The organism is Microvirga arabica, assembly GCF_016811235.1.
GTDB classification, from domain to species: domain Bacteria; phylum Pseudomonadota; class Alphaproteobacteria; order Rhizobiales; family Beijerinckiaceae; genus Microvirga; species Microvirga arabica.
In genome coordinates, this window is record NZ_JAFBID010000016.1 from 31639 (window position 1) to 58222 (window position 26584).

General features: G+C 64.3%; 25 protein-coding genes. 10 read left to right on the forward strand and 15 right to left on the reverse strand.

Annotated elements, in window-relative coordinates:
* Positions 1-71 precede the first annotated feature (71 nt).
* The 6 genes from pheT to JQC81_RS10735 all read right to left on the reverse strand — a co-directional run bounded on the left by pheT (position 72) and on the right by JQC81_RS10735 (position 6464).
* Complete coding sequence (gene pheT, locus JQC81_RS10710) at positions 72-2495, reverse strand: phenylalanine--tRNA ligase subunit beta (RefSeq protein ID WP_203271807.1); 2424 nt, start codon at positions 2493-2495, stop codon at positions 72-74.
* Between the two features lie 12 nt (positions 2496-2507).
* Positions 2508-3590, reverse strand: coding sequence for a phenylalanine--tRNA ligase subunit alpha (gene pheS / locus JQC81_RS10715; protein ID WP_203271808.1), 1083 nt, complete (start codon positions 3588-3590; stop codon positions 2508-2510).
* Positions 3591-3780: 190 nt separating this feature from the next.
* Positions 3781-4149, reverse strand: a complete 369-nt coding sequence (gene rplT / locus JQC81_RS10720) for a 50S ribosomal protein L20 (RefSeq protein ID WP_183446938.1) — start codon at positions 4147-4149, stop codon at positions 3781-3783.
* 41 nt (positions 4150-4190) lie between these two features.
* Positions 4191-4391, reverse strand: coding sequence for a 50S ribosomal protein L35 (gene rpmI, locus JQC81_RS10725; RefSeq protein ID WP_091138934.1), 201 nt, complete (start codon positions 4389-4391; stop codon positions 4191-4193).
* Positions 4392-4592: 201 nt separating this feature from the next.
* Positions 4593-5114: a translation initiation factor IF-3 gene (infC, locus tag JQC81_RS10730; protein ID WP_246520345.1), complete on the reverse strand. Its 522-nt coding sequence runs from the start codon at positions 5112-5114 to the stop codon at positions 4593-4595.
* Between the two features lie 135 nt (positions 5115-5249).
* Complete coding sequence (locus JQC81_RS10735; protein WP_203271810.1) at positions 5250-6464, reverse strand: glycosyltransferase family 4 protein; 1215 nt, start codon at positions 6462-6464, stop codon at positions 5250-5252.
* Between the two features lie 123 nt (positions 6465-6587).
* Between JQC81_RS10735 and JQC81_RS10740 the strand changes: the two genes are divergently transcribed.
* The gene (locus tag JQC81_RS10740) at positions 6588-7343 is read left to right on the forward strand and encodes an alpha/beta hydrolase (RefSeq protein ID WP_203271811.1); all 756 of its coding nucleotides are present in this window, start codon (positions 6588-6590) and stop codon (positions 7341-7343) included.
* Positions 7344-7360: 17 nt separating this feature from the next.
* On the opposite strand, the gene JQC81_RS10745 is transcribed toward JQC81_RS10740, so the two are convergent.
* The 3 genes from JQC81_RS10745 to argH form a co-directional block, all read right to left on the reverse strand.
* Complete coding sequence (locus JQC81_RS10745; protein WP_203271812.1) at positions 7361-7627, reverse strand: BQ00720 family protein; 267 nt, start codon at positions 7625-7627, stop codon at positions 7361-7363.
* Positions 7628-7652: 25 nt separating this feature from the next.
* The gene (locus JQC81_RS10750; RefSeq protein ID WP_201862276.1) at positions 7653-8087 is read right to left on the reverse strand and encodes an Hsp20 family protein; all 435 of its coding nucleotides are present in this window, start codon (positions 8085-8087) and stop codon (positions 7653-7655) included.
* Between the two features lie 175 nt (positions 8088-8262).
* Positions 8263-9627 (reverse strand): argininosuccinate lyase, encoded by a 1365-nt coding sequence (gene argH, locus JQC81_RS10755; protein WP_246520346.1) that lies wholly within the window; start codon positions 9625-9627, stop codon positions 8263-8265.
* Between the two features lie 240 nt (positions 9628-9867).
* On the opposite strand from argH, the gene JQC81_RS10760 reads away from it, so the two are divergent.
* From JQC81_RS10760 to JQC81_RS10785, 6 genes are read left to right on the forward strand one after another with little or no spacing between them, the layout of a single operon-like run.
* The gene (locus JQC81_RS10760) at positions 9868-11463 is read left to right on the forward strand and encodes an ABC transporter substrate-binding protein (protein WP_203271814.1); all 1596 of its coding nucleotides are present in this window, start codon (positions 9868-9870) and stop codon (positions 11461-11463) included.
* A gap of 7 nt (positions 11464-11470) precedes the next feature.
* Entirely contained in the window at positions 11471-12529 is a 1059-nt protein-coding gene (locus JQC81_RS10765) for an ABC transporter permease (protein ID WP_376772389.1), read from the forward strand.
* Positions 12529-13467: an ABC transporter permease gene (locus JQC81_RS10770; protein ID WP_203271815.1), complete on the forward strand. Its 939-nt coding sequence runs from the start codon at positions 12529-12531 to the stop codon at positions 13465-13467. Before JQC81_RS10765 ends, JQC81_RS10770 begins: the two co-directional genes overlap by 1 nt.
* Positions 13464-14300 carry an ABC transporter ATP-binding protein gene (locus tag JQC81_RS10775; RefSeq protein ID WP_203271816.1) on the forward strand — a complete coding sequence of 279 codons (837 nt, stop codon included), beginning with the start codon at positions 13464-13466 and terminating at the stop codon, positions 14298-14300. The genes JQC81_RS10770 and JQC81_RS10775 overlap by 4 nt, the downstream gene beginning before the upstream one ends.
* On the forward strand, positions 14288-15082 hold the full coding sequence (locus JQC81_RS10780) for an ABC transporter ATP-binding protein (RefSeq protein WP_376772390.1): 795 nt from the start codon (positions 14288-14290) through the stop codon (positions 15080-15082). Before JQC81_RS10775 ends, JQC81_RS10780 begins: the two co-directional genes overlap by 13 nt.
* A 36-nt stretch (positions 15083-15118) precedes the next feature.
* Positions 15119-16186 (forward strand): dipeptidase, encoded by a 1068-nt coding sequence (locus JQC81_RS10785; RefSeq protein WP_203271817.1) that lies wholly within the window; start codon positions 15119-15121, stop codon positions 16184-16186.
* A gap of 128 nt (positions 16187-16314) precedes the next feature.
* On the opposite strand, the gene JQC81_RS10790 is transcribed toward JQC81_RS10785, so the two are convergent.
* From JQC81_RS10790 to JQC81_RS10805, 4 genes are all read right to left on the reverse strand, one after another.
* The gene (locus JQC81_RS10790) at positions 16315-17154 is read right to left on the reverse strand and encodes an ABC transporter permease (RefSeq protein ID WP_203271818.1); all 840 of its coding nucleotides are present in this window, start codon (positions 17152-17154) and stop codon (positions 16315-16317) included.
* 4 nt (positions 17155-17158) lie between these two features.
* Positions 17159-18028 (reverse strand): ABC transporter permease, encoded by an 870-nt coding sequence (locus tag JQC81_RS10795; protein WP_203271819.1) that lies wholly within the window; start codon positions 18026-18028, stop codon positions 17159-17161.
* Entirely contained in the window at positions 18025-19107 is a 1083-nt protein-coding gene (locus tag JQC81_RS10800; protein ID WP_203271820.1) for an ABC transporter ATP-binding protein, read from the reverse strand. The genes JQC81_RS10795 and JQC81_RS10800 overlap by 4 nt, the downstream gene beginning before the upstream one ends.
* 67 nt (positions 19108-19174) lie before the next feature.
* Positions 19175-20248: an extracellular solute-binding protein gene (locus JQC81_RS10805; protein WP_203271821.1), complete on the reverse strand. Its 1074-nt coding sequence runs from the start codon at positions 20246-20248 to the stop codon at positions 19175-19177.
* Between the two features lie 172 nt (positions 20249-20420).
* Here JQC81_RS10805 and pip point away from each other — a divergent pair, with 172 nt between their 5' ends.
* A complete protein-coding gene (gene pip / locus JQC81_RS10810; RefSeq protein WP_203271822.1) occupies positions 20421-21365 on the forward strand; it encodes a prolyl aminopeptidase in 945 nt (314 codons plus the stop codon).
* A 27-nt stretch (positions 21366-21392) separates the two neighbouring features.
* On the opposite strand, the gene JQC81_RS10815 is transcribed toward pip, so the two are convergent.
* The gene (locus JQC81_RS10815) at positions 21393-22178 is read right to left on the reverse strand and encodes a 3-hydroxybutyrate dehydrogenase (protein WP_203271823.1); all 786 of its coding nucleotides are present in this window, start codon (positions 22176-22178) and stop codon (positions 21393-21395) included.
* A 327-nt stretch (positions 22179-22505) separates the two neighbouring features.
* On the opposite strand from JQC81_RS10815, the gene pxpB reads away from it, so the two are divergent.
* Positions 22506-23225 (forward strand): 5-oxoprolinase subunit PxpB, encoded by a 720-nt coding sequence (pxpB, locus tag JQC81_RS10820; RefSeq protein WP_312887501.1) that lies wholly within the window; start codon positions 22506-22508, stop codon positions 23223-23225.
* Positions 23222-24247 (forward strand): 5-oxoprolinase subunit C family protein, encoded by a 1026-nt coding sequence (locus JQC81_RS10825; RefSeq protein ID WP_203271824.1) that lies wholly within the window; start codon positions 23222-23224, stop codon positions 24245-24247. Before pxpB ends, JQC81_RS10825 begins: the two co-directional genes overlap by 4 nt.
* Before the next feature lie 28 nt (positions 24248-24275).
* Here JQC81_RS10825 and JQC81_RS10830 read toward each other — a convergent pair whose 3' ends face one another.
* The gene (locus tag JQC81_RS10830) at positions 24276-26477 is read right to left on the reverse strand and encodes a malate synthase G (protein ID WP_203271825.1); all 2202 of its coding nucleotides are present in this window, start codon (positions 26475-26477) and stop codon (positions 24276-24278) included.
* Positions 26478-26584: the final 107 nt, after the last annotated feature.

Consider the following 26584-nt stretch of genomic DNA (forward strand, 5'->3'; position numbering starts at 1 on the left):
CCTCCGACGGCCCCTTTCCCGCCCTGCTTTGCAGGGCACCCTCCCCCGCAAAGGGGGGAGGGTTAAGCGTTTTAGGACCTCAGCACCGCGCCAGTCTTCTTCGACACCTCGCCGACGATCTTGGCGGACACCGCCTCGATCTCCACGTCGGTGAGCGTCTTCTCCGTGGGCTGGAGGGTGACGGCAATCGCCACGGACTTCTTGTCCGGGTCGATGCCGGTGCCCTCGTAGATGTCGAACACGTCGACACCCACGATCAGTTGGCGCTCGGCCCCTTGCGCCGCCTTCACGATGTCGCCGGCCGCCACGTCGCGACCGACCACGAAGGCGAAGTCGCGGGTGAGCGGCTGGAAGTCGGGCAGGGTCAGCTTCGACTTCATTTTGGTGGGCTTGGCCTTGGGTGGCGGCAGCGCATCGAGATTGAGTTCGAAGGCCACCAGCGGCCCCTTCAGGTCGAGGGCTTTCAAGGCCTTCGGGTGCACCTCGCCGAAGGCTCCGACCACGTTCTTGGGGCCGAATTGTAGGGTGCCCGAACGGCCAGGATGAAACCAAGCCGGGCCCCCGGCCACGATCTGGAGACCGCCGGACGGGATGCCGAGCGCCGCGAGCAGGGCCAGCACGTCGGCCTTGGCATCAAAAGCGTCGACGCTCTGCGCGCCGCCGTCCCAGTGACGGCCCACACCCTCAGCACGCGCCGTGCCGCGGCGGACAGCCGCTGCCTTGATCGACTGGCCTTCCGGCTCGTCCGACGCGAAGGTCTGGCCGACCTCGAAGAGGGCTACATCACTGAACCCGCGATCTGCATTGCGCTGCGCCGCCTTTAGCAGACCGGGCAGCAGGCTCGGGCGCATGTCGGAGAGCTCAGCCGCGATCGGATTGGCGAGCGCAAGCCGTGCATCGCCACCACCGAACAGCTCCGCCTCATCCTTGGCGATGAAGGACCACGTGACGGCCTCCACCAGACCGCGCACGGCCAGCGTTCGGCGGGCAAGCCGCGTGCGCTTCTGAATCAGAGTCAGAATGGGCTTGGCCACCACGTCTTCCAGACGGGGCAAGGGCTTGGGCTCGATGCGGTCAACGCCGGCGATGCGGATCACCTCCTCGACGAGATCAGCCTTGCCCTCGATGTCCGGGCGCCAGGACGGAGCCGTGACGCTGACGCGCTCGCCAGCGCCCTGCACCTGGAACCCGAGCTTCTTCAGAATGTCCTCGGATTCCGAGGGCTTCACGTCGAGACCCGACAGGCGCGGAACCTCCGAATAGGGGAAGTCGATCACGCGCGTCGCCTCCGGTACCTTGCCGGCGATCACGGCCTCGCTCGCCTCGCCGCCGCAGAGGTCGATGACCATCTGCGTGGCGAGATCGAGACCGGGCACCGTGAAGGCCGGGTCGACGCCGCGCTCGAAGCGGTAACGGGCATCGGTGATGATCCCGAGCTTGCGGCCGGTCTGGGCGATGTTGAGCGGATCCCACAGGGCGGACTCGATCAGCACGTCCGTGGTGCCCTCGTCCGAGCCGGAATGCTCGCCGCCCATGATGCCGCCGATCGATTCAACGCCATTGTCGTCGGCGATCACCACAATGCTCGGATCGAGCTTGTAGGTGCGCGTGTCGAGGGCCAGCACCTCCTCGCCCTCCTTCGCCCGACGAACGGTGAGGTTGCCCTTCACCTTCTTGAGGTCGAACACGTGGAGCGGGCGACCGCGATCGAAGGTGATATAGTTGGTGATGTCCACCAGCGCATTGATCGGGCGAAGCCCGATGGCGAGCAGGCGGCGCTGCATCCATTCAGGCGACGGGCCGTTCTTCACGCCGCGCACGAGGCGAAGCGCGAAGGCCGGGCAGAGCTTCGCGTCCTCGTCCGAGAAATCGAGCGTCACGGAGACCGGGCAGGCCCCCTTGCCCTGAACAGGCGCGACAGCATCACCCTTGAGGGTGCCGAGGCCGGCGGCCGCGAGATCGCGGGCGATGCCGTGGATCGACGTGCAATCCGGGCGGTTTGGCGTCAGGTTGATCTCGATCACCGGATCATCGAGCCTAGCGTAAGATGCATAAGCCTGACCCACCGGCGCATCTTCTGGCAGGTCGATGATGCCGTCGTGATCGTCGGAGATCTCGAGCTCGGAGCCTGAGCACAGCATGCCCTTGCTCTCGACGCCCCGGATGGTGCCGACGCCCAGCGTGATGTTCTTGCCCGGAATGTAGGTGCCGGGCGGCGCGAACACGCTCTTCATGCCGGTGCGGGCGTTGGGCGCGCCGCAGACCACCTGGATCGGGTCGCCTTCGCCCGTATCGACCATGCACACGCGCAGGCGATCGGCATTGGGGTGCTGCACGGCGGAGATCACATAGGCGACCTTGTAGGGCGCCAGCGCCTTCGCCTTGTCCTCCACGCCCTCGACCTCAAGGCCGATGCGCGTGAGCGTCTCGACGATCTCGTCGAGGGAGGCCGAGGTGTCGAGGTGATCCTTCAGCCAGGAGAGGGTGAATTTCATGATAGCTCTCCCTTAGGAAGTCAGGCCGCTGACGAGGCTCGGGATGTCGAGCGGGCGGAAACCATAGTGGTTCAGCCAGCGCACATCGGCTTCGAAGAAGGGGCGCAGGTCCGGCATGCCGTATTTCAGCATGGCGATGCGATCGATGCCCATGCCCCAGGCAAAGCCCTGATACTCATCCGGATCGAGCCCGCAATTGCGCAGCACGTTCGGATGAACCATGCCGCAGCCGAGGATCTCGAGCCAGTCCGTGCCCTCGCCGAAGCGGATTTCGCCGCCCTTGCGCGAGCACTGGATGTCGACTTCGGCCGAAGGTTCGGTGAAGGGGAAGAACGACGGCCGGAACCGCATCTTCACTTGGTCGACCTCAAAGAACGCCTTGCAGAACTCCTCCAGGATCCACTTGAGATGCGCGATGTTGGCCTGCTTGTCGATGACGAGGCCTTCCACCTGGTGGAACATGGGCGTGTGGGTCTGGTCCGAGTCGTGCCGATAGGTCCGCCCCGGAATGATTACCCGGATCGGCGGCGCCTTGGACGTCATCGTGCGGATCTGGACCGGTGAGGTGTGCGTACGCAGCACCTTGCGCTCACCCTTCTCGTCGGGGGCGAGGAAGAAGGTGTCGTGCATCTCGCGGGCCGGATGACCCTCGGGGAAGTTCAGCGCCGTGAAGTTGAGATAGTCGGTCTCGATATCCGGCCCCTCGGCCACGGAGAAACCCATATCGGCGAAGATCGCCGTCAGTTCCTCGATCACCTGGCTGATCGGGTGGATGCGGCCGCGGGACTCAGGCGCTTCGGGCACCGGCAGGGTCACGTCGATGCGCTCGGCGGAGAGCCGGGCTTCGAGGGCCGCCTCTCCGAGCGTCTCTTTCCTGGCAGCGATTGCGCCTTGAATCTTGTCGCGCAGGCCGTTGATGAGCGGGCCGCGTTCTTTCCGCTCCTCGGGCGTCATGGAGCCGAGGGTCTTCAGCAGTTCGGAAACGGAGCCCTTCTTGCCGAGCGCGGACACGCGCACGGATTCAAGAGCCGCCTCGTCGCCGGCGGCTTCGACCTGGGTGAGCAGGTCACGTTCGAGATGGTTGAGATCGGTCATCGGTCCCTGGCCAGATGCAAGCGCCAAATTCAGGCGCCTTGAGTGAGGCGCGGCGCGGGAACCGTCAAGTCGTCCGAGCCGCAAAAAGGCAACCGACAGCGTGAGAGCCGTCAGCGCGGGTGGTCTCGGAGAAGGGGGAGGAAGGCGGTGCGGCTGAAAGCCAGCCGCACCGAGAGCTTAGTCTATCCGATTAGGCGGCCTGCTGCGGCAGGGCGGCCTTGGCGCGCTCCACGTAAGCGGCGAAAGCCGCCGGCTCGTGGATGGCCAGCTCGGACAGGACCTTGCGATCGACCTCGATCCCAGCCTTGCCGAGACCGTCGATAAATCGGGAATAGGTCATGTCATGCATGCGGACCGCAGCGTTGAGGCGCTGGATCCAGAGAGCGCGGAACGTGCGCTTCTTGTTGCGACGGTCGCGCGTCGCATACTGCATGCTCTTCTCGACCGCCTGCTTGGCAATGCGGATCGTGTTCTTGCGGCGGCCGTAGAAGCCCTTGGCTGCCTTGAAAACCTTCTTGTGCTTGGCGTGGGCGGTAACGCCCCGTTTGACGCGGGCCATGGAAAAACTCCTTCAAAATCCGGGATGTGGGAAGAACCGTCTCAGCCGTTGGGCAGGAAGTACTTCTTCACGTTGTAGGCATCACCCTCGAACATGGTCGTGGTGCCGCGCAGGTTGCGGATCTGCTTGTTGGTCCGCTTGATCATCCCGTGGCGCTTGCCGGCCTGGGCGTAAACAACCTTGCCGGTGCCAGTGATCTTGAAGCGCTTTTTCGCGCCCGACTTCGTCTTCAGCTTGGGCATTTGGCTCTCCTTTGGACAGGCTTCGGAAGCGGCTTAAACCGCCCTTCGGCCTTTTCATTGCTGCATTGAGCAAAACAAACCGCCACGGCAGCCCTAACAGCCGGGCGGTTCGATGAAGGCGGCCTTATGACAGAAGGCCGCCCTAAAAGCAATGGCCGCCGGTGCCCCGACGGCCATGAAATTTCTTGTCTGGAGAGGTCCTTAGCGCGGAGCCAGGACCATGACGACCTGACGGCCCTCGAAGTTCGGCTCCATCTCGACCTTGGCGATATCGCCCACGTCCGACTTGACCCGGTCCAGAACCTTCAGTCCGAGGGACTGGTGGGCCATTTCGCGACCGCGGAAGCGCAGGGTGATCTTCACCTTGTTGCCTTCCTCGAAGAAGCCCTTCATGGCCTTCATCTTGACCTCGTAGTCGTGGTCATCGATGCCGGGACGCAGCTTGATTTCCTTGACCTCGACCGTCTTCTGCTTCTTGCGAGCCTCGGCGGCCTTCTTCTGCTCCAGGAAGCGGAATTTGCCGTAGTCGAGGATCTTGCAGACGGGAGGGGTGGCGTTCGGCGAGATCTCCACGAGATCGAGGCCTGCCTCTTCGGCAACCTTCAGGGCATCGAAGAAGGCCATCACGCCCCGGTTCTGCCCCGTATCGTCGATCAGCTGTACTTCGCGAACACCGCGAATGTCTCGGTTGGCGCGCGGTCCGTCCTTCTGCGGCACCGGCATGGCTCTCATTGGTCTGCGAATGGCTCGTATCTCCTGTTAAGGGCTAGGTTGAGGACCGGAGATCCAGGGGACCCCTGCTGTGCATGCTCAGCCTTGCCACGAATGATTCGACATTTCGCGCAAACGCGCGGGAAGTCAACTTGTTCTATGGGTAAAACGGCCCTCAAGAAGCGCGGAATAAACATCCAGCGTGCCGGAGACCATGCGCTCGAGCGAGAAATGACGCTCCACATGGGCCCGGGCCCTGGCACCCAGGGCGATTCTCGCGCTCGCCCCAAGACCGAGGGCAGCACCGACCGCCTCGGCCAGCGCGTTCGCATCGCCGGCGGGGATGCGCCAGCCCGTCCGCTCGTGCGGCGGCACGGCCGGGGGCGACAGCACCGTCTCCGGCACGGCTCCGAGATCGGAGACGACCACCGGCGTCCCCATGGCCTGAGCCTCCACGGCCGACCGGCCGAAGGCCTCCGGCTCGGTGGACGGCACGGTCACGACGGACGCCGCCAGGAAGGCGGCCGGCATGTCGGTGCAGTGGCCGACCCGGCGCACGATGCCCTTCAGCCTCTTCGCCTCGATCAGGCTGTCGAGATCCTTCACATAGGATTCCCTCCCCTGCGGGTCGCCGGCAAGAATATAGGCGACATCGGTCAGGCCTGCGTCGCGCAGATTGGCGGCCGCTTCGATCAGCACCTTCTGGCCTTTCCAGCCCGTCAGCCGGGCGGCGAGCAGCACCACCCGCTCGTGGGGCGCCACCTCCCAGGCCTTGCGCAAAGCCTCGATCCGTTCCGGCGCCACGGCGTTCGGAGAGAACACGGCGAAATCCGTGCCCCGGTGGAGCACACGGATGCGCTCGCCGGCCTGGGGGTAGACCGAGCGGATCAGCTCGCCCGTGTAGTGGGAATTGGCGATGACCGCATCGCCGCGGGCCATCACCGAATTGTAGAGGACCTTTACCGAGGAGCGGCCGGAATAGCTGCCGTGGTAGGTGGTCACGAACGGGATGTTGAGCGATCGCGCGGCGCCCAGGCCCACCCAGGCCGGTGCCCGCGAGCGGGCATGAACGAGGGCAACCCGCTCGTCGTGGCAGATCCGGGCGAGCTTGCGCACGTTGACGAGCATGGAGAACGGGTTCTTCGATGCCGCCGGAAAGGGAATCCAGATGCCACCCTTGGTCTGGAGCTCGCCCACCAACCGGCCGCCCTCGGTTGCGACCAGTGCCCGCGCGCCGGCATGGACCAGCCCCTCGGCGATATCCACAGTGGTGCGTTCCGCCCCTCCCGCTTCCAGTTCGGGGACGATCTGAAGAATAGTCCGGCCCGCCAGCGGGTGCACGTGAGAGGACGGGAACGCCATCCCTCCGCCGGGTCGCGATGAAAAACTCACGGAAGTCAGAGCCTTCTCAAAAATCGTCCGACAGAATCGTCCGAAAGAATCCTATATGACGCTTGCTTCAAAGCAGTTGAGGATGAGTTAACCATGCCGCAAAGCGTCACGGTCGGACAGGATGCCCGCTCCATCGCCGTTCTCGCCCGGGAGGGCAAAGGCCCGCCTGTGGTCTGGCTCGGAGGCTTCAAGTCGGACATGCGGGCCACCAAGGCGACCGCCCTCGACGAATGGGCCGAGCGGAACGGCCGCGCCTTCGTGCGGTTCGATTACAGCGGCCATGGCGGATCGGGCGGCGCCTTCGAGGAGGGCACTATCTCCCGCTGGCTTGAGGATGCACTTGCCGTCATCGAGCACTTTGTCCGGGAGCGGCCGATTCTCGTCGGCTCGTCGATGGGCGGCTGGATCAGCCTCCTGGCGGCCCGCCATCTGATGGAGAAGCGGCCGGATCTCGCCCCGGCCGGCATGGTGCTGATCGCCCCGGCCGTGGACATGACCGAGCGGCTGATGTGGAGCCGATTCCCCGAGGATCTGAGGCGGAGCATCCAGGAGACAGGCGTCTTTCACCGCCCATCCGCCTACTCCGATGATCCCTACCCCATCACCCTGAACCTGATCGAGGACGGCCGCCGCCATCTGCTTCTCGACCGGCCGATCCAGACCGGCTGCCCGGTCCATATCCTGCAGGGGATGGAAGATCCCGATGTCCCCTGGAGCCATGCGCTGGAATTGGTGGAGCACCTGCCAGGGGACAGCGTATCGCTGACGCTGATCAAGGATGGTGATCACCGGCTGTCCCGACCGGAGGACATCGAGCGGCTGATCGCAGCGGTTGCGGCAATTGCTTGAGAAGAGAGGTGGTGAGCCTAATGCAGGCTCACCATCGTCAGATCATGCGCCCAGGCATTGGCCACGGCAGCGTCGTGGTTGTCGGTCAGCAGGATAGGCTCGCCGCTGGCGGACAGGAGCGCGAACAGCCGCATGCCGGGCTGAAGCTTGGGAGCCTGGGGAAACAGCCGGGCAACCTCGTCGGACTCGATCGGCTTAACATAAGCCATCTGGCCCAAGCCCAGGGTGGCGAGCTCGGACACATCGAGGGCCGGCTCGTAATGGTTCTTGATCTCGAAGTTCATGGACATCTCCTTGATGCGGATGCCGTCACACTTTGTCCGGAGCGCTGATGTCGATCTTGCGGACGATCCGCTCCGGCTCGGGCCGGACCAGATCAATCGACAACAGCCCGTTGGACAGGTCCGCGCCCATCACCTCCATGCCGTCGACAAGGAGGAAGGTGCGCTGAAATTGACGGGCGGCGATGCCGCGATGGAGGAAGTGCCTTGTCTTGTCGTCGGACTGACGTCCCCGGATGACGAGCTGGCTCTCTTCCAGGGTCACCTCCAGCTGATCCCGGGTGAAACCGGCAACGGCCAGGGTGATGCGGAGGCGCTCGGGGGCGCTTTCCGTGCGAGCCAGACGCTCGATGTTGTAGGGCGGATAACCGTCCCCTGCCGCCTTGGCGACCCGATCGAGCGCCTGCTCGATCTCATCGAAGCCTAACAGAAACGGATGCCCGAAGGGCGACTGACGCGACATGTTCGAAGCCCAAGGTTGGAGGCACTTCGGTTGGTTTTGAGCCCGCCGATGCGGCACTCAAGTGGCCCGGAACCGGGCCGCTGTCAGGAATATGGATATGGCGCCCGAGCCGATCAAGACCCCGGCCAAGCCGTCCTGGCAAGGGTCAGCGCTACGGTAAACGCCGCGTTTCAGGCTAGACCCGCTCGCGCCACCAAGCGACCTGCTCGGCCACCCGCACCGGGGACGTGCCGCCGAAGCTCGTTCGAGAGCGGACGGAGTTCTCGACGCCCAGCACGTCGTAGACCCCCTGATGGATTTTGGGCTCGACCGCCTGCATGGCCTCGAGCGGCAGTTCCTCCAGGGTGCAGCTGCGGCTCTCCGCCTCGGAAACGATGCGCCCGGTGATGTGGTGGGCGTCGCGGAAGGGGATGTTGAGGCTGCGCACGAGCCAGTCGGCCAGATCCGTCGCCGTGGAGAAGCCCGCGCCGGCCACCGCCGCCATGCGCTCCGGCACCGGCTCCAGATCCCGGATCATGCCGGTCGTGGCGGCGAGCACGATCTCGATGGTATCCGCCGCATCGAAGACCTGCTCCTTGTCCTCCTGCATGTCCTTGGAATAGGCGAGCGGCAGACCTTTCATGACGGTGAGCAGCGAGGCGAGAGAGCCGATGACGCGGCCGGTCTTGCCGCGCACCAGCTCGGCGGCATCCGGGTTGCGCTTCTGCGGCATCATGCTGGAGCCGGTGGTCCAGCGGTCGGGGAGCTTCACGAACCCGAAGGGCGCCGACATCCAGATGATGATTTCTTCCGCAAGACGTGACAGATGCACGGCGCAGATGGCGGCGGCGGCCATGAACTCGAGCAGGCTGTCCCGATCCGAGACGGTGTCCAGCGAGTTGCGGGTCGGCCCGTCGAAGCCCATCGCCTTGGCGGTCATGTGCCGATCGATGGGGAAGGATGTGCCGGCGAGCGCGCCGGCGCCCAGAGGGCACTCGTTCAGGCGCTTGCGGGAATCGCGCATGCGGCTGCGGTCGCGGCCGAACATCTCCACATAGGCCATGAGGTGGTGGCCGAAGGTCACCGGCTGGGCGCTCTGGAGATGGGTGAAGCCCGGCATCACGGTGGCGGCATGGGCTTCGGCCTTGTCGAGGAGCGCCTTGATCAGGCTGGTGAGCTGCTCGTCCGTTCGGTCATGGGCCTCGCGCACCCAGAGGCGGATGTCGGTGGCCACCTGGTCGTTGCGGCTGCGGGCCGTGTGGAGACGGGCCGCCGGATCGCCCACGATCTCGCGCAGGCGGCTCTCCACGTTCATGTGGATGTCTTCCAGCGCCGTCGAGAAGGTGAAGGAGCCGGACTCGATTTCGCCCAGCACCCGCTGGAGCCCCTGGTGGATGGCGTCCCGGTCGCTCTCGGCGATGATCCCTTGCTTGGCCAGCATGGTGCTGTGGGCGATGGAGCCCTGGATGTCCTGGGAAGCCAGTCGCTTGTCGAAGTCAATGGAGGCGTTGATGGCTTCCATGAGGGCGCTGGGCGAGGACGAGAACCGTCCGCCCCACATAGTGTTGGCACCGGGTTTTTTGGCTTCTTCAGACACGGGCTTCATCCGATCAAGAAATATCGGGGAGCCTTTGCCACAGTTTTCCCCTTCACGCCAACCCGAAGCCCCCTGCCCGTCCTTTGGGCATGCTGCGCGATGTTTACCAGTTGGTAACCAGTTAGTAGACTCGACAGAACCTGTGTGATTTGCATTCATACGGGCGCACAAGAAGCGCACCCAGCGCTGCGAGGGAACTGGCCTATGAAAAATCTTCCGAAATTTATCCTATCCGCCGCCATGGTCGCTGCGATGGCGACTTCTTTCTCTGCCGTAAAGGCAGCTACACCGCCGGACACCCTGGTTCAGGCTTGGCAGAGCGATGACATCATCTCGCTCGATCCCGCCGAGGTGTTTGAGTTCAGCGCGTCCGAGATCATGGGCAACACCTATGAGCGCCTGGTCTCCTACGACATCAAGGATGTGTCCAAGATCACCGGACAGGTTGCCGAGTCCTGGACCGTCTCTCCGGACGGCAAGACCTTCACGTTCAAGCTGAAGCCGAACAAGAAGTTCGCCTCGGGCAGCAACATCACGGCCGAGGACGTGGTGTACTCGCTCCACCGCGCCGTGTCCCTCGACAAGTCGCCTGCGTTCATCCTGGGCCAGTTCGGCCTGACGAAGGACAACGTGAAGGACAAGATCAAGCAGACCGGGCCGCTGGAGCTCACCGTTGAGGTCGACAAGGCCTACGCGCCGACCCTGGTCCTCTACTGCCTCGGCAACTCGGTTGCCTCGATTGTCGAGAAGAAAGTGCTCGTCCAGAATGAGAAGGACGGCGACTGGGGCTATAACTGGCTGAAGACCAAGTATGCCGGCTCCGGCCCGTATATCATGCGCGACTGGAAGGCTAACGAGGTCCTCGTCCTCGAGCGCAACCCGAATTACGAGAAGCCGACTCCCCTCGCCCGCGTGATCTTCCGCCATATCAAGGAAACCGCGAGCCAGCGCCTGCTCCTCGAGAAGGGCGACATCGACGTGGCCCGCAACCTGAACCCGGAAGAGGTCACTGCGGTGTCCAAGAACCCGGACATTAAGATTCAGAGCGCTCCCAAGGGCACGGTCTATTATCTCGGCCTGAACCAGAAGAACCCGAACTTGGCCAAGCCCGAGGTTCGTCAGGCCCTGAAGTACCTAGTCGACTATCAGGCGATCGCCGACACGATCATGAAGTACAAGGGCGACGTTCACCAGAACTTCCTGCCCAAGGGCTATCTCGGCGCCGAGACCTCCAACCCCTACAAGCTCGACGTCGCCAAGGCGAAGGAGCTTCTGGCCAAGGCCGGCCTGAAGGACGGCTTCTCGGTGACGATGGACACCCGCTCCACCGCCGAGATCACCGGCGTCGCCCAGGCCATGCAGCAGACCTTCGCCCAGGCCGGCATCAAGCTTGAAATCCTGCCGATGGACTCCAAGCAGGCTCTGACCAAGTACCGCGCCCGCCAGCACGACATCTATATCGGCAACTGGGGCTCGGACTATCAGGATCCGAACTCCAACGCCGACACCTTCGCGGCGAACGACGACAACTCGGACAATGCGAAGGCGAAGCCGCTGGCCTGGCGCAATGCCTGGGATCCGGGCCCGCTGACCGCCAAGACCCGCGCCGCCGTGATGGAGCGTGATGGCGAGAAGCGCGCTCAGATGTACAAGGAGCTGCAGAAGTCGGTTCTCGACGATGGCCCGTTTGTAATCTTCCTGCAGCAGACGGAAGTCGCCGCCGTGCGCAAGAACGTGGACAACTTCGTCCTCGGCCCGTCCTTCAGCGACAACGACGTGTCCCAAGCGAAGAAGAACTGACGCATCGATGGCCTCAGCAGTCATGAATCGGGGCGGAGGGCACGCAAGTGCCCTCCGCTCCTCCCTTAAGAACATCGCGCAGTTCGTCATCGTCCTGATGACGACTCTCCTAGGCCTTGCAGCCGTCACCTTCTTCATCGGCCGCGTCGTTCCCATCGATCCCGTGATCGCCATCGTGGGCGACCGGGCTCCCGCGCAGGTTTACGAGCGCGTCCGCCAGGAACTCGGCCTCGATCTGCCTCTCATTCAGCAGTTCTGGATCTACCTGAAGAAGGCCGTCACGGGCGATTTCGGCAACTCGGTTCTCACCACAAATCCGGTGCTGACGGATATCGCCAATACGTTTCCGGCCACCCTGGAGCTTGCCACCCTCGGCACCCTCATCGGCGTGATCATCGGCATCCCGCTCGGCATCCTGGCCGCCGTCAAGCGCGGCAGCTTCATCGATCAGTTCGTGCGTGTGCTCGGCCTTGCTGGCTATTCCATCCCGATCTTCTGGCTCGGCCTCATGGGACTGCTGGTCTTCTATGCCAAGCTCGGTTGGGTGGCAGGCCCGGGTCGCATCGACGTGACCTATTCCTACCTCTATACGCCAGTCACCAACATCGTGCTCCTCGACACGGCCATGCAGGGCCAGTGGGATGCGTTCTGGGACGCGGTCTCGCACATCATCCTGCCCGCCTGCCTGCTCGGCTATTTCTCGCTGGCCTATATCAGCCGCATGACCCGCTCCTTCATGCTCAACGAGCTGGCGCAGGAATACGTGATCGCCGCGCGCGTGAAGGGTCTATCGGAGATGCGCGTGATCTGGCGCCACGCTCTGCGAAACGCGGCCGTTCCCCTGATCACCGTGATCGCCCTGTCCTATGCCAACCTGCTCGAAGGCTCCGTGCTGACCGAGACGATCTTCGCGTGGCCGGGACTGGGCCAATACATCACCAATTCCCTGCAGAACGCGGACATGAATGCGGTGCTCGGCGGAACCCTCGTGATCGGAACCGCCTTCGTGTTGCTCAATCTCGTGTCCGATCTGCTCTACCGCCTGCTTGATCCGAGGACCCGCTGATGACCGGCGCCCCTCTTCCACTGGCCTCCCAGCCTTCCGGCATGCGTGCCTGGCTGCTCTCCCCGGAGCCGCATTCCCGCTGGCAGGCACGGCTCGGCCGCTTCTATCTCGGCTGGCGTGCCTTCTCTCGGAATCCACTCGCCGTCATCGGACTTGGCATCGTTCTTCTGCTGATCCTCGTGGCGATCTTCGCCGACGTCATTGCGCCCTACTCGCCGGTCGCCGGCGGAGACCTGCGTACGCAACGTCTCCTGCCGCCGAGCGAAACCTACTGGTTCGGCACGGACGATCAGGCGCGGGACATCTTCTCCCGTGTGATCCATGGCTCCCGCATCACGCTCTTCGTCGTCGTGCTGGTGGCCCTGATCGCAACCCCCATCGGGCTTCTGGTCGGCACCGTCTCCGGCTATCTCGGCGGCTGGGTGGACACGGTGCTGATGCGCATCACCGACATCTTCCTGGCCTTCCCGCGCCTCATCCTGGCGCTCGCCTTCGTGGCGGCCTTGGGGCCGGGCATCGAGAACGCCATCATCGCCATTGCCATCACCTCCTGGCCGCCTTACGCCCGCATCGCGCGCGCCGAGACCCTGATGATCCGCAACAGCGACTTCATCGCGGCCGTCAAACTCCAGGGCGCCTCGACGCCGCGCATCATCCTAGGGCACGTAGTGCCGCTCTGCCTGTCCTCGCTCATCGTGCGCGTGACCCTCGACATGGCGGGCATCATCCTCACCGCCGCAGGCCTCGGCTTTCTCGGTCTCGGCGCGCAGCCGCCGATGCCGGAATGGGGCGCCATGGTCGCGACGGGTCGCAACTACCTTATCGATCAATGGTGGGTCGCCGCCATGCCGGGCATTGCGATCTTCGTGGTGAGCCTCGGCTTCAACCTGCTGGGCGATGGCCTGCGCGACGTTCTCGATCCGAAAGCCGCCAAATGACGAAGCCGCTTCTCGACGTCGAGGACCTGCGCGTCCGTTTTCATCTGCGCACCGGCACCGTGGAAGCGGTGCGCGGCGTGTCGTTCCAGCTCGGCCGCGAGCGCCTCGGTATCGTGGGCGAGTCCGGCTCCGGCAAGTCGCAGACGGGTCGCGCCATTTTGGGCCTCACCCCTCCTCCCGGCGAAGTGACGGCCAAGCGCCTCGCCTTCGACGGCATCGACCTGCAGACGGTCTCGAAGCGGACCTTGCGCGACCTTCGCGGCGGGCGGATCAGCATGGTGATGCAGGATCCGAAATATTCGCTCAATCCGGTCATGACCATCGGCGAGCAGATCATCGAGGCCTATCGGGCGCACCGGAAGGCCAGCAAGGCGGAAGCGCGGGACAAGGCGCTCGCCATGCTGGAAGCCGTGAAGATGCGCGATCCCGGCCGCGTCTTCTCCCTCTACCCGCACGAGGTCTCCGGCGGTATGGGACAGCGCGCCATGATCGCCATGATGCTGGTCACCGATCCGGACCTGCTGATTGCCGACGAGCCGACCTCGGCGCTCGACGTGACGGTCTCGATGGAGGTGCTGCGCATTCTTGACGAGCTCGTCTCGGAGCGCGGCATGGGCCTGATCTTCATCTCGCACGACCTCAAGCTCGTCTCCTCCTTCTGCGACCGGGTGCTGGTGATGTATGCGGGACGCGTTGTCGAGGAGCTGGAGGCGAAGAACCTTCGCGAGGCCAAGCACCCCTATACGCAGGGCCTCATGCGCTGCCTGCCGACGCTTGCGGACGACGTTCGTCCATTGCCGACCCTGAACCGCGATCCCGCATGGGCGCTCTAACGATGCTCGATATCCAGAACCTTCAAGTCGTCTACGGCACCGGCCGCATGCGGGTCGATGCGGTCAAGAACGTGAGCTTCCATGTGGAGCCAGGGGCCGCCTATGGGCTCGTGGGCGAATCCGGCTCCGGCAAGTCGACGGTGCTGCGCGCCATCTGTGGGCTCGCACCGATCACCAGCGGCCGTGTGAGCGTCGATGGCGCTGCCGTCACCACGCCGCGCAGCAAGGCCTTTTACCGCACGGTGCAGATGGTCTTTCAGGACCCCTATGCCTCGCTGCACCCGCGCCACACGGTGGACCGCACGCTCTCCGAGCCGCTCGCCATTCATGGCGAGAAGGACGCGGAGGCGCGCATCCTCCAGGCTTTGAAGGAAGTGGGTCTCGGCCCCTCCTTCCGCTTCCGCTATCCGCACCAGCTCTCCGGCGGCCAGCGCCAGCGCATCGCGATTGCCCGCGCGCTGATCCTGCGCCCGAAGGTGCTGCTCCTCGACGAGCCGACCTCGGCGCTCGATGCTTCCGTGCAGGCCGAGATCCTGAACCTTCTCAACGACCTGCGCCGGCGCCTGGGGCTCACCTATATCCTGGTCAGCCATGACCTCGCCGTCGTAGCCCATCTGTGCGAGCGTCTGCTCGTCATGCAGCATGGTGAAGCCGTCGAGGAGACCACCGCCGATGCGCTCCGCTCGGGTGCGGCCTCGAACACCTATACGCAGTCCCTGATCCAAGCCAGCCAGGGCTTCACGCGGGTTGCTCCGCAAACCGCCCGAGCCCCTGCCGCTTAACGACGTTTTTCCGCCACCTATTTTTGATGTGAAACGATGCCCAGCTCTACTCTGATGCCTGTCTTCGACGGCCATAACGACGTGCTGCTGCGCTTGATGCGCGGCAAGATCCAGCCCGAGCAGGCTTTCCTGGAAGGCGACAATATCGGCCATCTCGACTGGCCGCGCATGAAGCAGGGCGGATTCGTCGGCGGATTCTTTGCCGTCTATGTGCCGTCCGAGAGCGTGGGCGTCGATGTGGATGAGCTGATGGCCCAAGCGCAATACGATGTGCCCCTCTCCTCGCCGCTCCCGCTCCCGACGAGCCAGCAGGTAACAGCGCACATGGCAGCGCTGCTCATCCGCATCGAGCGCGCCTCGAAGGGCGACGTGAAGATCTGCCGCACGGCCGCCGACATCCGCCAATGTATCGATACCGGCAAGCTCGCGGCGATCCTTCACATCGAGGGGGCCGAAGGCATCGACCCCGATCTCTACATGCTCGACGTGCTCTACGAGAGCGGCCTGCGCTCTATCGGCCCCGTCTGGAGCCGCCCGAACATCTTCGGCCACGGCGTGCCGTTCCGCTATCCCTCGACGCCTGACACAGGGCCGGGTCTTACGGATCGCGGCATCGAGCTGGTGCGCGCCTGCAACCGCCTGAAAATCATGGTCGATCTCTCGCATTTGAACGAGAAGGGTTTTTGGGATGTGGCGCGGCTCTCCGATGCGCCGCTCGTCGCCACCCATTCCAACGCCTGGGAGATCTGCAAGCACTCGCGCAACCTCACCGACAAGCAACTCGGCGCAATCCGCGAGAGCCGCGGCATGGTGGGCGTGAACTTTGCCACCTCGTTCATCCGCCCTGATGGCATGCGCAACGACGACACGCCCCTGGAGGAGATGATCCGCCACATGGATCACCTGATCGAGCATGTGGGCGTGGACGGCGTCGGCCTGGGCTCCGATTTCGACGGCGCGACGATCCCGGCCGAGATCGGCGATGTGCGCGGACTGCCCCGCCTCGTGGACGCCATGCGCCGCCATGGCTACGACGAAGCGACCCTGCGCAAGCTCTGCTACGAGAACTGGGTGAACGTTCTGGAGCGGACCTGGGGGCTGTAACCGGTTCGGATGCTCAACGATCCTCTTCTCTCATGGCCGGGCTTGTCCCGGCCATCTCGTTTTGAAGAGTGCCGCGTCTTTCCAATCGAGATCACCGGCACAAGGCTGGTGATGACGAGAACGGTGACTTACCGCTCTGCCTTCGAGGTGAGCGCAAACACGCTCGCGATGCCGCCGACGCCGAGCATGAGCAGCAGGCTCACCGCGTTGATCGCGGGCGATGCGCCCTCGCGCATCTGGCCGTACATGGCGATCGGCAGGGGCGCCTCGGAGCCCACCAGCATCAGGGTCGTGTTGAAGTTCTCGAACGACATCAAGAGCGCCACGAGCCCGGCTCCGATGAGCGCGGGACTCAGGAAAGGCAGCGTCACCGTTCTCAAGACTCTTGCGCGGCTGGCGCCGAGATCGAAGGCGGCCTCTTCCAGTGCGCGATCGAACTTGCGCAGGCGCGCCGCGATGATGAGCGTCGCAATGGTGAGGATGAAGGAGAGCTGGCCCAGTACCACCAGCGGCAGGCCGGGCCGCAGAAAATCGAGATCGGTCTGGAGCCAGTCCTCGAGCCCGTTCGTCACGCGCGAGAAGAAGGCCAGGATCGAGATGCCGAGCACCACGCCGGGGATGACCAGCGGCCAGAGCATCATCATGGCGACAAACGTCTTGCCGCGAAACTCCGCCCGCTCCAGCACCCAGGCATTTACCGTGCCGAGGAGCACGGCGAGCAGCGCCACGGGAATGGCCACCTTGAAGCTGTTGCCGATGCTCTCGAGCCAGATCGGATCCACCAGCACGCCGGGCTTTCCGAAAACAGCGCCAGAGCCGGTGAACCATTCCAACGTAAAGCCGCGCCAGGGCGGCGATGGGAACGGGCTCGCGTTGAAGGCGAAGATCGCCACGACGAAGAGCGGCGCGAACAGGAAGAGGTAGAACGCCGCGATGTAGAGCTTCCAGGTAATCGATGGGCGGTTCATGGGCTCACGCCTGCTTCAGGGTGGTGCCGAGGCTCTGGCCCGTCAGGCGCAGGCCCAGCCACACGATGGCCGAGGAGAGCAGCAGGAGCAGCATGCCGAAGGCGGCTCCTTGAGGCCAATTGAAACGCGTGATGAACTGCGCGTAGATCTGCTCCGTGAACCATAAGCCGTTCTTGCCGCCCAGCAGAACCGGCGTCGCGAAGTTGCCGACGGTGAGCATGAACACGATGATGCAGCCTGCCACGATGCCTGGCATGGCGTGGGGAATAACGATGCGGCGCAAAACCGTCCAGCGGCTGCCGCCGAGATCATAGCCAGCCTCAACGACAGCGGGCTCCAGGCTCTCCAGAGCGTTTGCGAGCGGCACGATCATGAAGAGAAGCCCGCCATAGACGAGGCCGAGGATGACCGCGCCGTCGTTGTAGAGAAGCTCCACCGGCTGGCTCGCGACACCCATGGAACGCAGCGCGTAGGAGATCACGCCCGTCTCGCGCAAAAGGATCATCCAGCCGAGGGTGCGCACCAGCTCCGACACCCAGAACGGCAGCAGGCAGAGCAGCAGCAGCATGGCCTTGAGGCGGCCTTGCGCCACGCGGGCGATGTAGAGCGCGATGGGAAAGGCGAGCACCAGGGTCAGCGCCGTCACGAGGATCGACATGAACGCCGTGCGCGCGAAGGTGCGCCAGTAGAGCGGTTCGGTGAAAAACTCGAGGTAATTGCCGAACCCGAAGGCATAGACCCGCGGCGCGACGCGCTCGCTGAAGGAGAGGACGAGGATTTCCACATGCGGCAGCACGATGAGAAGCCCCAGCCACAGGATGGCGGGAGCGAGAAGCAGGAAGAGCGTGAGGCGTGAGGCCTGCTTCGCGATCATGCGGCGAAGACCTTCATGGCATCCGCCGTCCAGCCGACGTGGACAGGCGCGCCGACCTGGATACCGGCAAGCGGGCCGGCCTGCGGCAGCACGGCACGGACCGGCTGCTCGAAACCTGTCGTGTCGATGAGCAGGCTCGACGCGGCACCGTCGAAGAGCACCGCCGACACGCGCCCTTCGAAGCGATTGGGGAGATTGCTCAGGGACGCAGGATCCTGCGCCAGAGCCACGGCCTCGGGCCGCACGAAGGCGAGAGCTTTCGCTGCGCCTTTCCCCTGCCCCTGCACGACGGCGCCGGACGGAAGTCGCACGGCAATGGTGCCGTTGGATGCCGCTGCCGCCTCGCCCTGCAGGCGGTTCGTCTCGCCGACAAAGCTCGCCACGAAGGGTGTTGCGGGATTGTGATAAAGCTCGCGCGGGCTGCCCACCTGCTCGAACCGTCCCTGGTTCATCACGGCGATGCGGTCGGACATGACGAGCGCTTCGGACTGGTCGTGCGTGATGTAGGCGAAGGTGGTGTTGAAGGTGCCCTGCAACTGCTTGAGCTCGATCTTCATGTGCTCGCGCAGCTTGAGATCGAGGGCGCCCAAAGGCTCGTCGAGGAGCACGAGGGTGGGCTCCAGCACGAGGCAGCGGGCGATCGCCACGCGCTGCCGTTGGCCGCCCGAAAGAGCCGTCACGCGGCGGCTCCCGAAGCCTTTGAGGCCCACGCGCTCCAGCATGCGGCTCGCGCGCTCATCGGCTTCCGCGCGTGACACGCCGCGGCAGGTGAGCCCATAGGCCACGTTCTCGCCGACGCTCATCATGGGAAAGAGCGCGAGGCTCTGGAACACCATGTTGACTGGCCGCTTGTTGGCCGGAACGCCGATCATCGATTGGCCGCGGATGCGGATGTCGCCGCTCGTCGGATGCTCGAATCCGGCGATCATGCGCATCAGGGTGGTCTTGCCGCAGCCGGAGGGTCCGAGGATCGAAAAGAACTCGCCGGGGGCGACGCTGAAGCTCACGTCATCGACGGCGGCATGCGAGCCAAAACGCTTGGTGACGTTGACGATATCGAGATCGGTGGAAGAGGCCATGACGCTGCCGATACAAAAAGTGTCGTCCCCCAGCGTGAGCCGGGGGACGAAGAGCCTGAGAGGGTGTTTACGAACCGGCCTTCAGGCGGTCGAGAACCTTGCCCTCGATCTCCTCGAGGCCTGCCGGCACAGCCGGGTACCAGCGAATGTTGTCGATGGCGGCCTTCGGGAAGCTCTCGGCGAACTGATCCTTCAGCTTGCCTTCCATGAGCTTGTCGGCGCCATTGGAGGCTGTGAAGTTGCCGGCAGCGGCCGCGACCTTCGCGGCGATCTCAGGACGCATGTTGAAGTTGATCCACTTGTAGGCGGCATCGTCATTGCGGCCCTTGGCGGGGATTGCGAAGGTGTCGACCCAGCCGAGCGCACCGGACTTCGGTGCGATGAACTTCATGTCCGGGTTATCGGCGTTGAGCTTCCACCCGCCCGTATCCCAGGCCATGGCGGCGACGATCTCGCCGGAGCGCACGGCATTGAGGAGCTGATCGTTGCCCTCCCAAAAGAACTTCACGTTCTTCTTGCACTCGGCGAGCTTGGCACCAACCTTGTCCATCAGGGCGGCATAGGCTTTTGCATCGCCGTAGGCCGCGAAGGGATCCATGCCGTTGGCGAACGCGAAAGCAATCAGCGCCGGGCGCTTGGCGCGGAAGCTGGTCTTGCCAGCGAGAGCGGGATCGCAGAGGTCGTTGTAATCGGCCACTTTCGGCGCGGCCTTGGTGTTCACCACAAGCCCGTCCGTGCCCCAGATGTGGGGAACGCCATAGACCTTGCTGTCCACACTGGTGTTCTTCTTCGTCGCCTCCAGCATCGATCCGATGAACTGGTCCGACTTGATCTTCGACATGTCGAGCGGCTTGTAGATGCCGAATTCCGTCTGCGGGCCGGCGATGCGGTCCTGGCTCGGCTGAGCGAGGTCGAAGCCAGCACCTTGCGTGGCGCGCAGCTTGGAGATCATCTCCTCATTGTTCGAGGTTGTCACCTCGACCTCGATGCCGGTCTCCTTCGTGAACTGCGCCACGATATCGGCCGGCGCGTAGCCCGACCAGGTCAGGAGCCGCAGTTTCTCGGCAGCCTGCGCCGATCCGGCGACCATGAGAGCGGCAAGAGCGGTTGCCAGCTTCAGGCTGGCGCGTTTCGTCAACATCCTCGTCCTCCAGTGTGGTTGGGCTTTGCCCTTGTTCCCCAGTTGCAAAACTACATGACAGTTGCACGACGCGTCTAGGGGTTTGAAAGCCGGCTTAGGAATTCAAGGCCATGCTGACAGGGACTGCTCCCCCGGCTATGGATTGAGTTCACTCTGCGGGAGCCCTTAAGCCATGCGCACATTCTACCCCGAAATAGAACCCTACGATCACGGCATGCTGGATGTCGGCGACGGACACCGGGTTTATTGGGAATTGTGCGGCAACCCGCAGGGAAAACCCGTGGTTTTCCTGCATGGGGGTCCGGGCGGCGGCTGCACGCCGGCTCAGCGCCGGCTCTTCGACCCTGAGAAGTACCGCATCCTCCTGTTCGATCAGCGCAGCTGCGGCCGCTCCACGCCCTATGCGAGCCTGGAGGCCAACACCACTTGGCACCTTGTGGCCGACATCGAGCGCCTGCGAGAAATGATCGGTGTGGACAAGTGGATGGTGTTCGGCGGCTCCTGGGGCTCGACCCTGGCCCTCGCTTACGCCGAGACGCACCCGGAGCGCGTCACCGAGCTCGTGCTGCGCGGGATCTTCACCCTCCGACGCTCGGAGCTGCTCTGGTACTACCAGGAGGGCGCCTCCTGGATCTTTCCCGACAAGTGGGAGGGCTTCCTCGCGCCGATCCCTGAAGAGGAACGCGGCGATCTCATGGCGGCATACCGCAAGCGCCTGATCGATCCCGATCCGGCCGTCCAGGCGCGGGCCGCGCGGGCGTGGAGCCTGTGGGAGGGCGAGACGATCACGCTCCTGCACAACCAGGAATACAGCGATATTTTCGGCGATGAGCATTACGCCATCGCCTTCGCCCGGATCGAGAACCACTACTTCGTTCACGAGGGCTGGTTCGAGGATGGTCAACTCATCCGCAACGCCCATCGGCTGAAGGGCATTCCGGGGGTGATCATCCAGGGCCGCTATGATATGGCCACGCCGCCCAAGACCGCCTGGGACCTGCACAAGGCGTGGCCCGAGGCGCAGTTCATCATGGTGCCGGATGCGGGCCACGCAGTGAGCGAGCCCGGCATCACCCATCATCTCATCGAAGCAACGGATGCCTTCGCAAGGGGGTAAGCCCCTCGCAAGGCTCGCCTCCTGATCTTACTTCGCCGTCCAGCCGCCATCCATCGACAGGTTGGCACCGGACATCTGGCTGGCTGCATCCGAGCACAGGAACACGGCGAGGCCCGCCACCTGATCGACGGTGACGAACTGCTTGGTGGGCTGAGCCTCCAAGAGCACGTCGTTGATGACCTGTTCCTTGGTGAGCCCGCGCGCCTTCATGGTGTCAGGAATCTGCCGCTCGACCAACGGTGTCCAAACATAGCCCGGGCTGATGCAGTTCACGGTGATGCCGTGCGTCGCCACCTCCAGCGCCACCGTCTTCGTGAGGCCCGCGATGCCGTGCTTGGCCGCCACATAGGCCGACTTGAACGGCGAGGCCACCAGCGAATGAGCCGAGGCCGTGTTGATGATGCGGCCCCATCCGCGCGCCTTCATGCCGGGCACGGCGGCGCGGATGGCGTGGAAGGCCGACGTGAGATTGATGGCGATGATCTGGTCCCACTTCTCGACCGGGAAATCCTCCACGGGCGAGACGAACTGGATGCCCGCATTGTTGACGAGGATATCGACACTGCCGAAGGTGCGCTCACCGAGGCGGACCATCTCTTCGATCTCGTCGGCTTTGAGCATGTTGGCCGGCGAATAGACGGCTTTCACGCCAAACTCGCTCTCGATCCCGGCGCGGGTCTTTTCGATCTCGGCCTCGTCACCCAGCCCGTTGAGGACGATGTTCGCACCTTCCTTGGCGAGCGCGCGGGCGATGGCCAGGCCGATGCCGCTGGTCGAGCCGGTGATGACGGCTGCTTTCGATGTCAAGGTCATGGTCTTCTCCGCTTGGGCCTGGGCTCCAGGCATCACATGGCATAGCGCATCGTGCGGAAAAGTGGCCCCGGTTTTCCGCTCTCAACGATGCGCCATTATAAAGAAGTATCGAATTGATCCCAAAAGTGGCGTCCACTTTTGGGTCCGATGCTTTAGCACAAAGGATGAGTCGGAGGTGAGCCTAGCAAAAGGGAGCATGGGAAGCAGCGCGTGCGCGAGTTCGCCCATGTGCCGGGCGCATGTCCCTTTCTCCTTCCCTGCCGTTGTCTGACCCGCGCCGATATGAGATGGATCGGATGCCGTTTCGTCAAACCGAATGGGGGCGTGGTGCCGACACCAAAGATTCTTCCCTGCGGAGACAGCGCCCTGACGGTCGAGTTCGGGAGCACGATCGACCCTGCCCTCAACGCCATGGTCCTGGCCCTCGACGAGATCGTCCGCACCCGCGCTCCCACCGGACTGATCGAGACGGTGCCGACCTACCGCTCCCTGACCATCCAGTTCGATCCTGCAGTCACCGACTATGACGCGCTTGTGAGGCTCCTCGACGAGGAGACGAAGGATCTTGCGCCTCGGCACAGTGTTGGACGGCGCTGGCGCGTGCCGGTGGTGTATGGCGGCGCATACGGGAGCGACCTGGAGGAGGTCGCGGAGATCCATGGCCTCACGCCGAACCAGGTGATCGAGATCCATTCATCGGCCGTCTACCGCATCTACATGATCGGCTTCCTGCCCGGCTTCACCTATCTCGGCGGCCTCGACAAGAGGATCGCTACGTCCCGGAGAGTTCATCCCCGGGCCAAGATCCCGGCCGGGACGATCATGATCGGCGGCGAGCAGGCCGGCATCGCCCCCATGGACATGCCGAGCGGCTGGCACAATCTCGGCCTGACGCCCGTGCGCCCCTACGCACCGGAGCGCGATCCGGTCTTCCTGTTCGCGGCCGGCGACGAGATCGTCTTCGAGCCCGTCGATGAATCACGCTGGGAGGCGATGGAGAAGGCCGTCCGCGCCGGCGAGCCGGTGGCCGAGGAGGTTCGCCCATGATCGACCTCGTGGTGAAATCCTGCGGCCCCATGACGGCCCTGCAGGATCGCGGCCGGATCGGCTATCAGGGCTTCGGCGTCTCGCCCTCCGGCGCCATGGACCGCCGCGCATTGGCGATGGCCAACACCCTTGTCGGCAACCCTCCCGACATGGCGGCCATCGAGTTCGTTAATCTCGGCGGTTCCTTCACAGCTGAGGGCGGCGACCTTCGCCTCGCCGTCGCCGGTGCGGGTGTGTCCGCCAGCATCGACGGAACGCCCGTCCCGCTCCTGACCTCGTTTATGCTGAGGGAGGGCCAAACCTTGGACGTGGGGCACCCGCGCACCGGCACCTTCGCGTATCTGTCCGTGGCTGGCGGCCTTGCGGTCGAACCGCAGTTGGGAAGCCTGTCGTTTCATCTGCGCTCGCGCCTCGGGGGCCTGAAAGGGGCACCGCTCAAGGCGGGCAACCACCTGCCCTGCCGGCTGGAGGCTCAAGCGGGCGAGCCCATGCAGCTGACCGTGGATGTCGTCGAGGAGACCGGCCCTCTCCGCGTCATGCTGGGGCCGCAGGACGATTACTTCACGCCGGAAAGCATTCAGTTGTTTCTGGAAAGTGAGTTCACCATCAGTCCCCAGGCCGATCGGATGGGCTTTCAGCTCACCGGGCCCAAGCTGGAGCACGCCAAGGGCTTCAACATCGTGTCGGACGGGATCGTCGACGGCCATATCCAGGTGCCGGGCAGCGGCCAGCCCATCGTGCTGATGCGCGACCGGCAGACGGCGGGCGGCTATCCGAAGATCGCCACGGTGATCAGCGCCGATCTCGCCCGGTTCGCGCAGATGCGCTCAGGCACAAAGGTGCGCTTCAGGACCGTGGAGCGGGACGAGGCCGTGGCGGCGGCGCGGCAGCTGAAGGATTGGATCGCGTCGCTTCCGTCAAAGCTCACACCCGTCCGCTTCGACCTCACCACGGAGCATCTTCTCAGCCGCAATCTCATCGGCGGCACGGTCGACGCGCTCTCCTCTGCATCGCACGAATGAAAAGGGCGCCGGTGCGGCGCCCTTTTCCTTATTGTGTTCTGACGCCGCTCTCGTCGATGCGGTCCGGAGCGCCTGCGGCCTTCGCCTCGCGGCGGCGCTCGTGCAGCACGTACTCGGTGTAGCCGTTGGGCTGTTCCGCGCCTTTGAAGACCAGATCGCAGGCAGCCCGGAAGGCAGGGCCATCGAAGTTCGGCGCCATCGTCCGATAGAGTGGATCGCCGGCATTCTGCCGGTCCACCACTTCGGCCATGCGGCGCAGGGTCTGCATCACCTGATCCTCACTGACGATGCCGTGGCGCAGCCAGTTGGCGAGGTGCTGGCTGGAGATGCGCAGGGTCGCCCGATCTTCCATGAGACCCACATCATGAATGTCCGGCACCTTGGAGCAGCCGACGCCCTGGTCGATCCAGCGCACCACGTAGCCGAGGATGCCCTGGCAGTTGTTGTCGAGCTCCTGCTGCACGGCATCGGGCGCCCAGTTCGACTGCGACACCGGAATGGTCAGGATGTCGGAGAGTTTTGCGCGCGAACGCGTCTTCAACTCTTCCTGCCGTGCCGGCACGCTCACCTGATGATAGTGCAGCGCGTGGAGCGTTGCGGCGGTCGGCGATGGCACCCAGGCGGTGGTGGCGCCGGCCTGCGGGTGGCCGATCTTCTGGGACAGCATGTCGGCCATCTTGTCGGGCGCGGCCCACATGCCCTTGCCGATCTGCGCCTTGCCCGGCAGGCCGCAGAGCAACCCGACATCCACGTTGTTGTCCTCGTAGGCCTTGATCCACGCGGTCGACTTCATGTCGTTCTTGCGGATCATCGGGCCGGCTTCCATGGAGGTGTGGATCTCGTCGCCCGTGCGGTCGAGGAAGCCCGTGTTGATGAACACGATGCGCTCGGCCGCCGCATGGATGCAGGCCTTGAGGTTGACGGAGGTGCGCCGCTCCTCGTCCATGATGCCCATCTTGAGGGTGTTGCGGGGAAGATCCAGCATGCTCTCGACGGCGGCGAAAAGATCGTTGGCAAACGCCACCTCGTCCGGCCCGTGCATCTTGGGCTTCACGATATAGACCGAGCCCGCGCGGCTGTTGCGCAGCGTGCCCGCGCCCTTGAGGTCGTGAATGGCGATGAGCGACGTGATAGCCGCATCGAGGATGGTCTCAGGGATTTCCTCGCCGTTCTCGTCGAGCACCGCATCGGTGAACATGTGGTGGCCCACGTTGCGCACCAGCATGAGGCTACGCCCGTGCAGGCGGATCTCGCCGCCATTCACTGACGTGTAAACCCGATCAGGATTGAGCCTGCGTTCGACGGTTCGTCCGCCCTTCTCGAAACTCTCGACCAGATCGCCCTTCATCAGCCCGAGCCAGGTGCGGTAGACCTCGACCTTGTCGTCGGCATCGACCGCCGCCACAGAGTCCTCCAGGTCCATGATGGTGGAGACGGCGGATTCCATCACCACGTCGGCGACACCTGCCGGGTCTTCGGCGCCGATGGGATGCGAGCGGTCAATCCGGATGTCGAGATGCAGGTTGTTGTGGCGCAGCAGCACGGATGAGGGGCTTGCCGCCTCGCCCTGGTAGCCCACGAACTGGGCCGGATCGGAAAGCCCCGTCTCGGTGCCGTCTTGAAGCGTGACGATGAGGGCCGTGCCCTGGATGGTGTAGGAGCCAGCATCCCTGTGGCTGCCGCCCGCCAAGGGCGCCGCCCGGTCGAGCACCTCGCGGGCGCTGGCCACGACCTTGGCGCCGCGGGCCTTGTTGTAGCCGCCCGAGCGGGTGGCGCCGTCATCCTCCGGGATCGCATCGGTGCCGTAGAGGGCGTCGTAGAGGCTGCCCCAGCGGGCATTGGCGGCGTTCAGCGCATAGCGGGCATTCGAAACCGGCACCACGAGCTGGGGTCCGGCGATGCGGGCAATCTCGTCGTCCACGTTCTGCGTGCGGACGGCAAAGTCCTCGGGCTCCGGCAGCACGTAGCCGATGTCCCTCAGGAACTGCTCATAGGCGGCCTGATCGAAGGGCTGACCCTTTCGGGCGCGATGATACTCGTCGATCTGCGCCTGGAGCCTGTCGCGGACCGCGAGCAGCTCGCGGTCTCGCGGGCCGAACTCCTTCACGAGACCGGCCAGCCCCTTCCAGAAGGCATCCGCCGAGACGCCGGTATAGGCCACCGCCTCCCGCTCGATGAACTCGTGAAGAACCGGTGCAACCTGGAGGCCGTTCGTCTGGACGCGCGTCATCGTTCCCGCTTTCGGTGGATGTGAAGATCCTGCCCTTAGCTTAAGGCGTCGCGACTAAAAATGAAGATGACAGCCCTTTCCATGAGACAAAGGGCTGATAACGGACG

Bases quoted from the DNA above. Each gene is read 5' to 3' on its own strand.
- JQC81_RS10775 (WP_203271816.1), top strand. From the start codon at position 13,464: ATGACGAAGCCGCTTCTCGACGTCGAGGACCTGCGCGTCCGTTTTCAT.
- JQC81_RS10745 (WP_203271812.1), bottom strand. From the start codon at position 7,627: ATGAACTTCGAGATCAAGAACCATTACGAGCCGGCCCTCGATGTGTCC.
- JQC81_RS10740 (WP_203271811.1), top strand. From the start codon at position 6,588: ATGCCGCAAAGCGTCACGGTCGGACAGGATGCCCGCTCCATCGCCGTT.
- JQC81_RS10760 (WP_203271814.1), top strand. From the start codon at position 9,868: ATGAAAAATCTTCCGAAATTTATCCTATCCGCCGCCATGGTCGCTGCG.
- argH (WP_246520346.1), bottom strand. From the start codon at position 9,627: ATGTGGGGCGGACGGTTCTCGTCCTCGCCCAGCGCCCTCATGGAAGCC.
- pip (WP_203271822.1), top strand. From the start codon at position 20,421: ATGCGCACATTCTACCCCGAAATAGAACCCTACGATCACGGCATGCTG.
- JQC81_RS10805 (WP_203271821.1), bottom strand. From the start codon at position 20,248: ATGTTGACGAAACGCGCCAGCCTGAAGCTGGCAACCGCTCTTGCCGCT.
- JQC81_RS10735 (WP_203271810.1), bottom strand. From the start codon at position 6,464: ATGGCGTTCCCGTCCTCTCACGTGCACCCGCTGGCGGGCCGGACTATT.
- JQC81_RS10785 (WP_203271817.1), top strand. From the start codon at position 15,119: ATGCCCAGCTCTACTCTGATGCCTGTCTTCGACGGCCATAACGACGTG.
- JQC81_RS10825 (WP_203271824.1), top strand. From the start codon at position 23,222: ATGATCGACCTCGTGGTGAAATCCTGCGGCCCCATGACGGCCCTGCAG.
- JQC81_RS10800 (WP_203271820.1), bottom strand. From the start codon at position 19,107: ATGGCCTCTTCCACCGATCTCGATATCGTCAACGTCACCAAGCGTTTT.
- pheS (WP_203271808.1), bottom strand. From the start codon at position 3,590: ATGACCGATCTCAACCATCTCGAACGTGACCTGCTCACCCAGGTCGAA.
- infC (WP_246520345.1), bottom strand. From the start codon at position 5,114: ATGCCGGTGCCGCAGAAGGACGGACCGCGCGCCAACCGAGACATTCGC.
- JQC81_RS10795 (WP_203271819.1), bottom strand. From the start codon at position 18,028: ATGATCGCGAAGCAGGCCTCACGCCTCACGCTCTTCCTGCTTCTCGCT.
- JQC81_RS10780 (WP_376772390.1), top strand. From the start codon at position 14,288: ATGGGCGCTCTAACGATGCTCGATATCCAGAACCTTCAAGTCGTCTAC.
- JQC81_RS10815 (WP_203271823.1), bottom strand. From the start codon at position 22,178: ATGACCTTGACATCGAAAGCAGCCGTCATCACCGGCTCGACCAGCGGC.
- JQC81_RS10750 (WP_201862276.1), bottom strand. From the start codon at position 8,087: ATGTCGCGTCAGTCGCCCTTCGGGCATCCGTTTCTGTTAGGCTTCGAT.
- JQC81_RS10765 (WP_376772389.1), top strand. From the start codon at position 11,471: ATGGCCTCAGCAGTCATGAATCGGGGCGGAGGGCACGCAAGTGCCCTC.
- pheT (WP_203271807.1), bottom strand. From the start codon at position 2,495: ATGAAATTCACCCTCTCCTGGCTGAAGGATCACCTCGACACCTCGGCC.
- JQC81_RS10790 (WP_203271818.1), bottom strand. From the start codon at position 17,154: ATGAACCGCCCATCGATTACCTGGAAGCTCTACATCGCGGCGTTCTAC.
- rpmI (WP_091138934.1), bottom strand. From the start codon at position 4,391: ATGCCCAAGCTGAAGACGAAGTCGGGCGCGAAAAAGCGCTTCAAGATC.
- JQC81_RS10830 (WP_203271825.1), bottom strand. From the start codon at position 26,477: ATGACGCGCGTCCAGACGAACGGCCTCCAGGTTGCACCGGTTCTTCAC.
- rplT (WP_183446938.1), bottom strand. From the start codon at position 4,149: ATGGCCCGCGTCAAACGGGGCGTTACCGCCCACGCCAAGCACAAGAAG.
- JQC81_RS10770 (WP_203271815.1), top strand. From the start codon at position 12,529: ATGACCGGCGCCCCTCTTCCACTGGCCTCCCAGCCTTCCGGCATGCGT.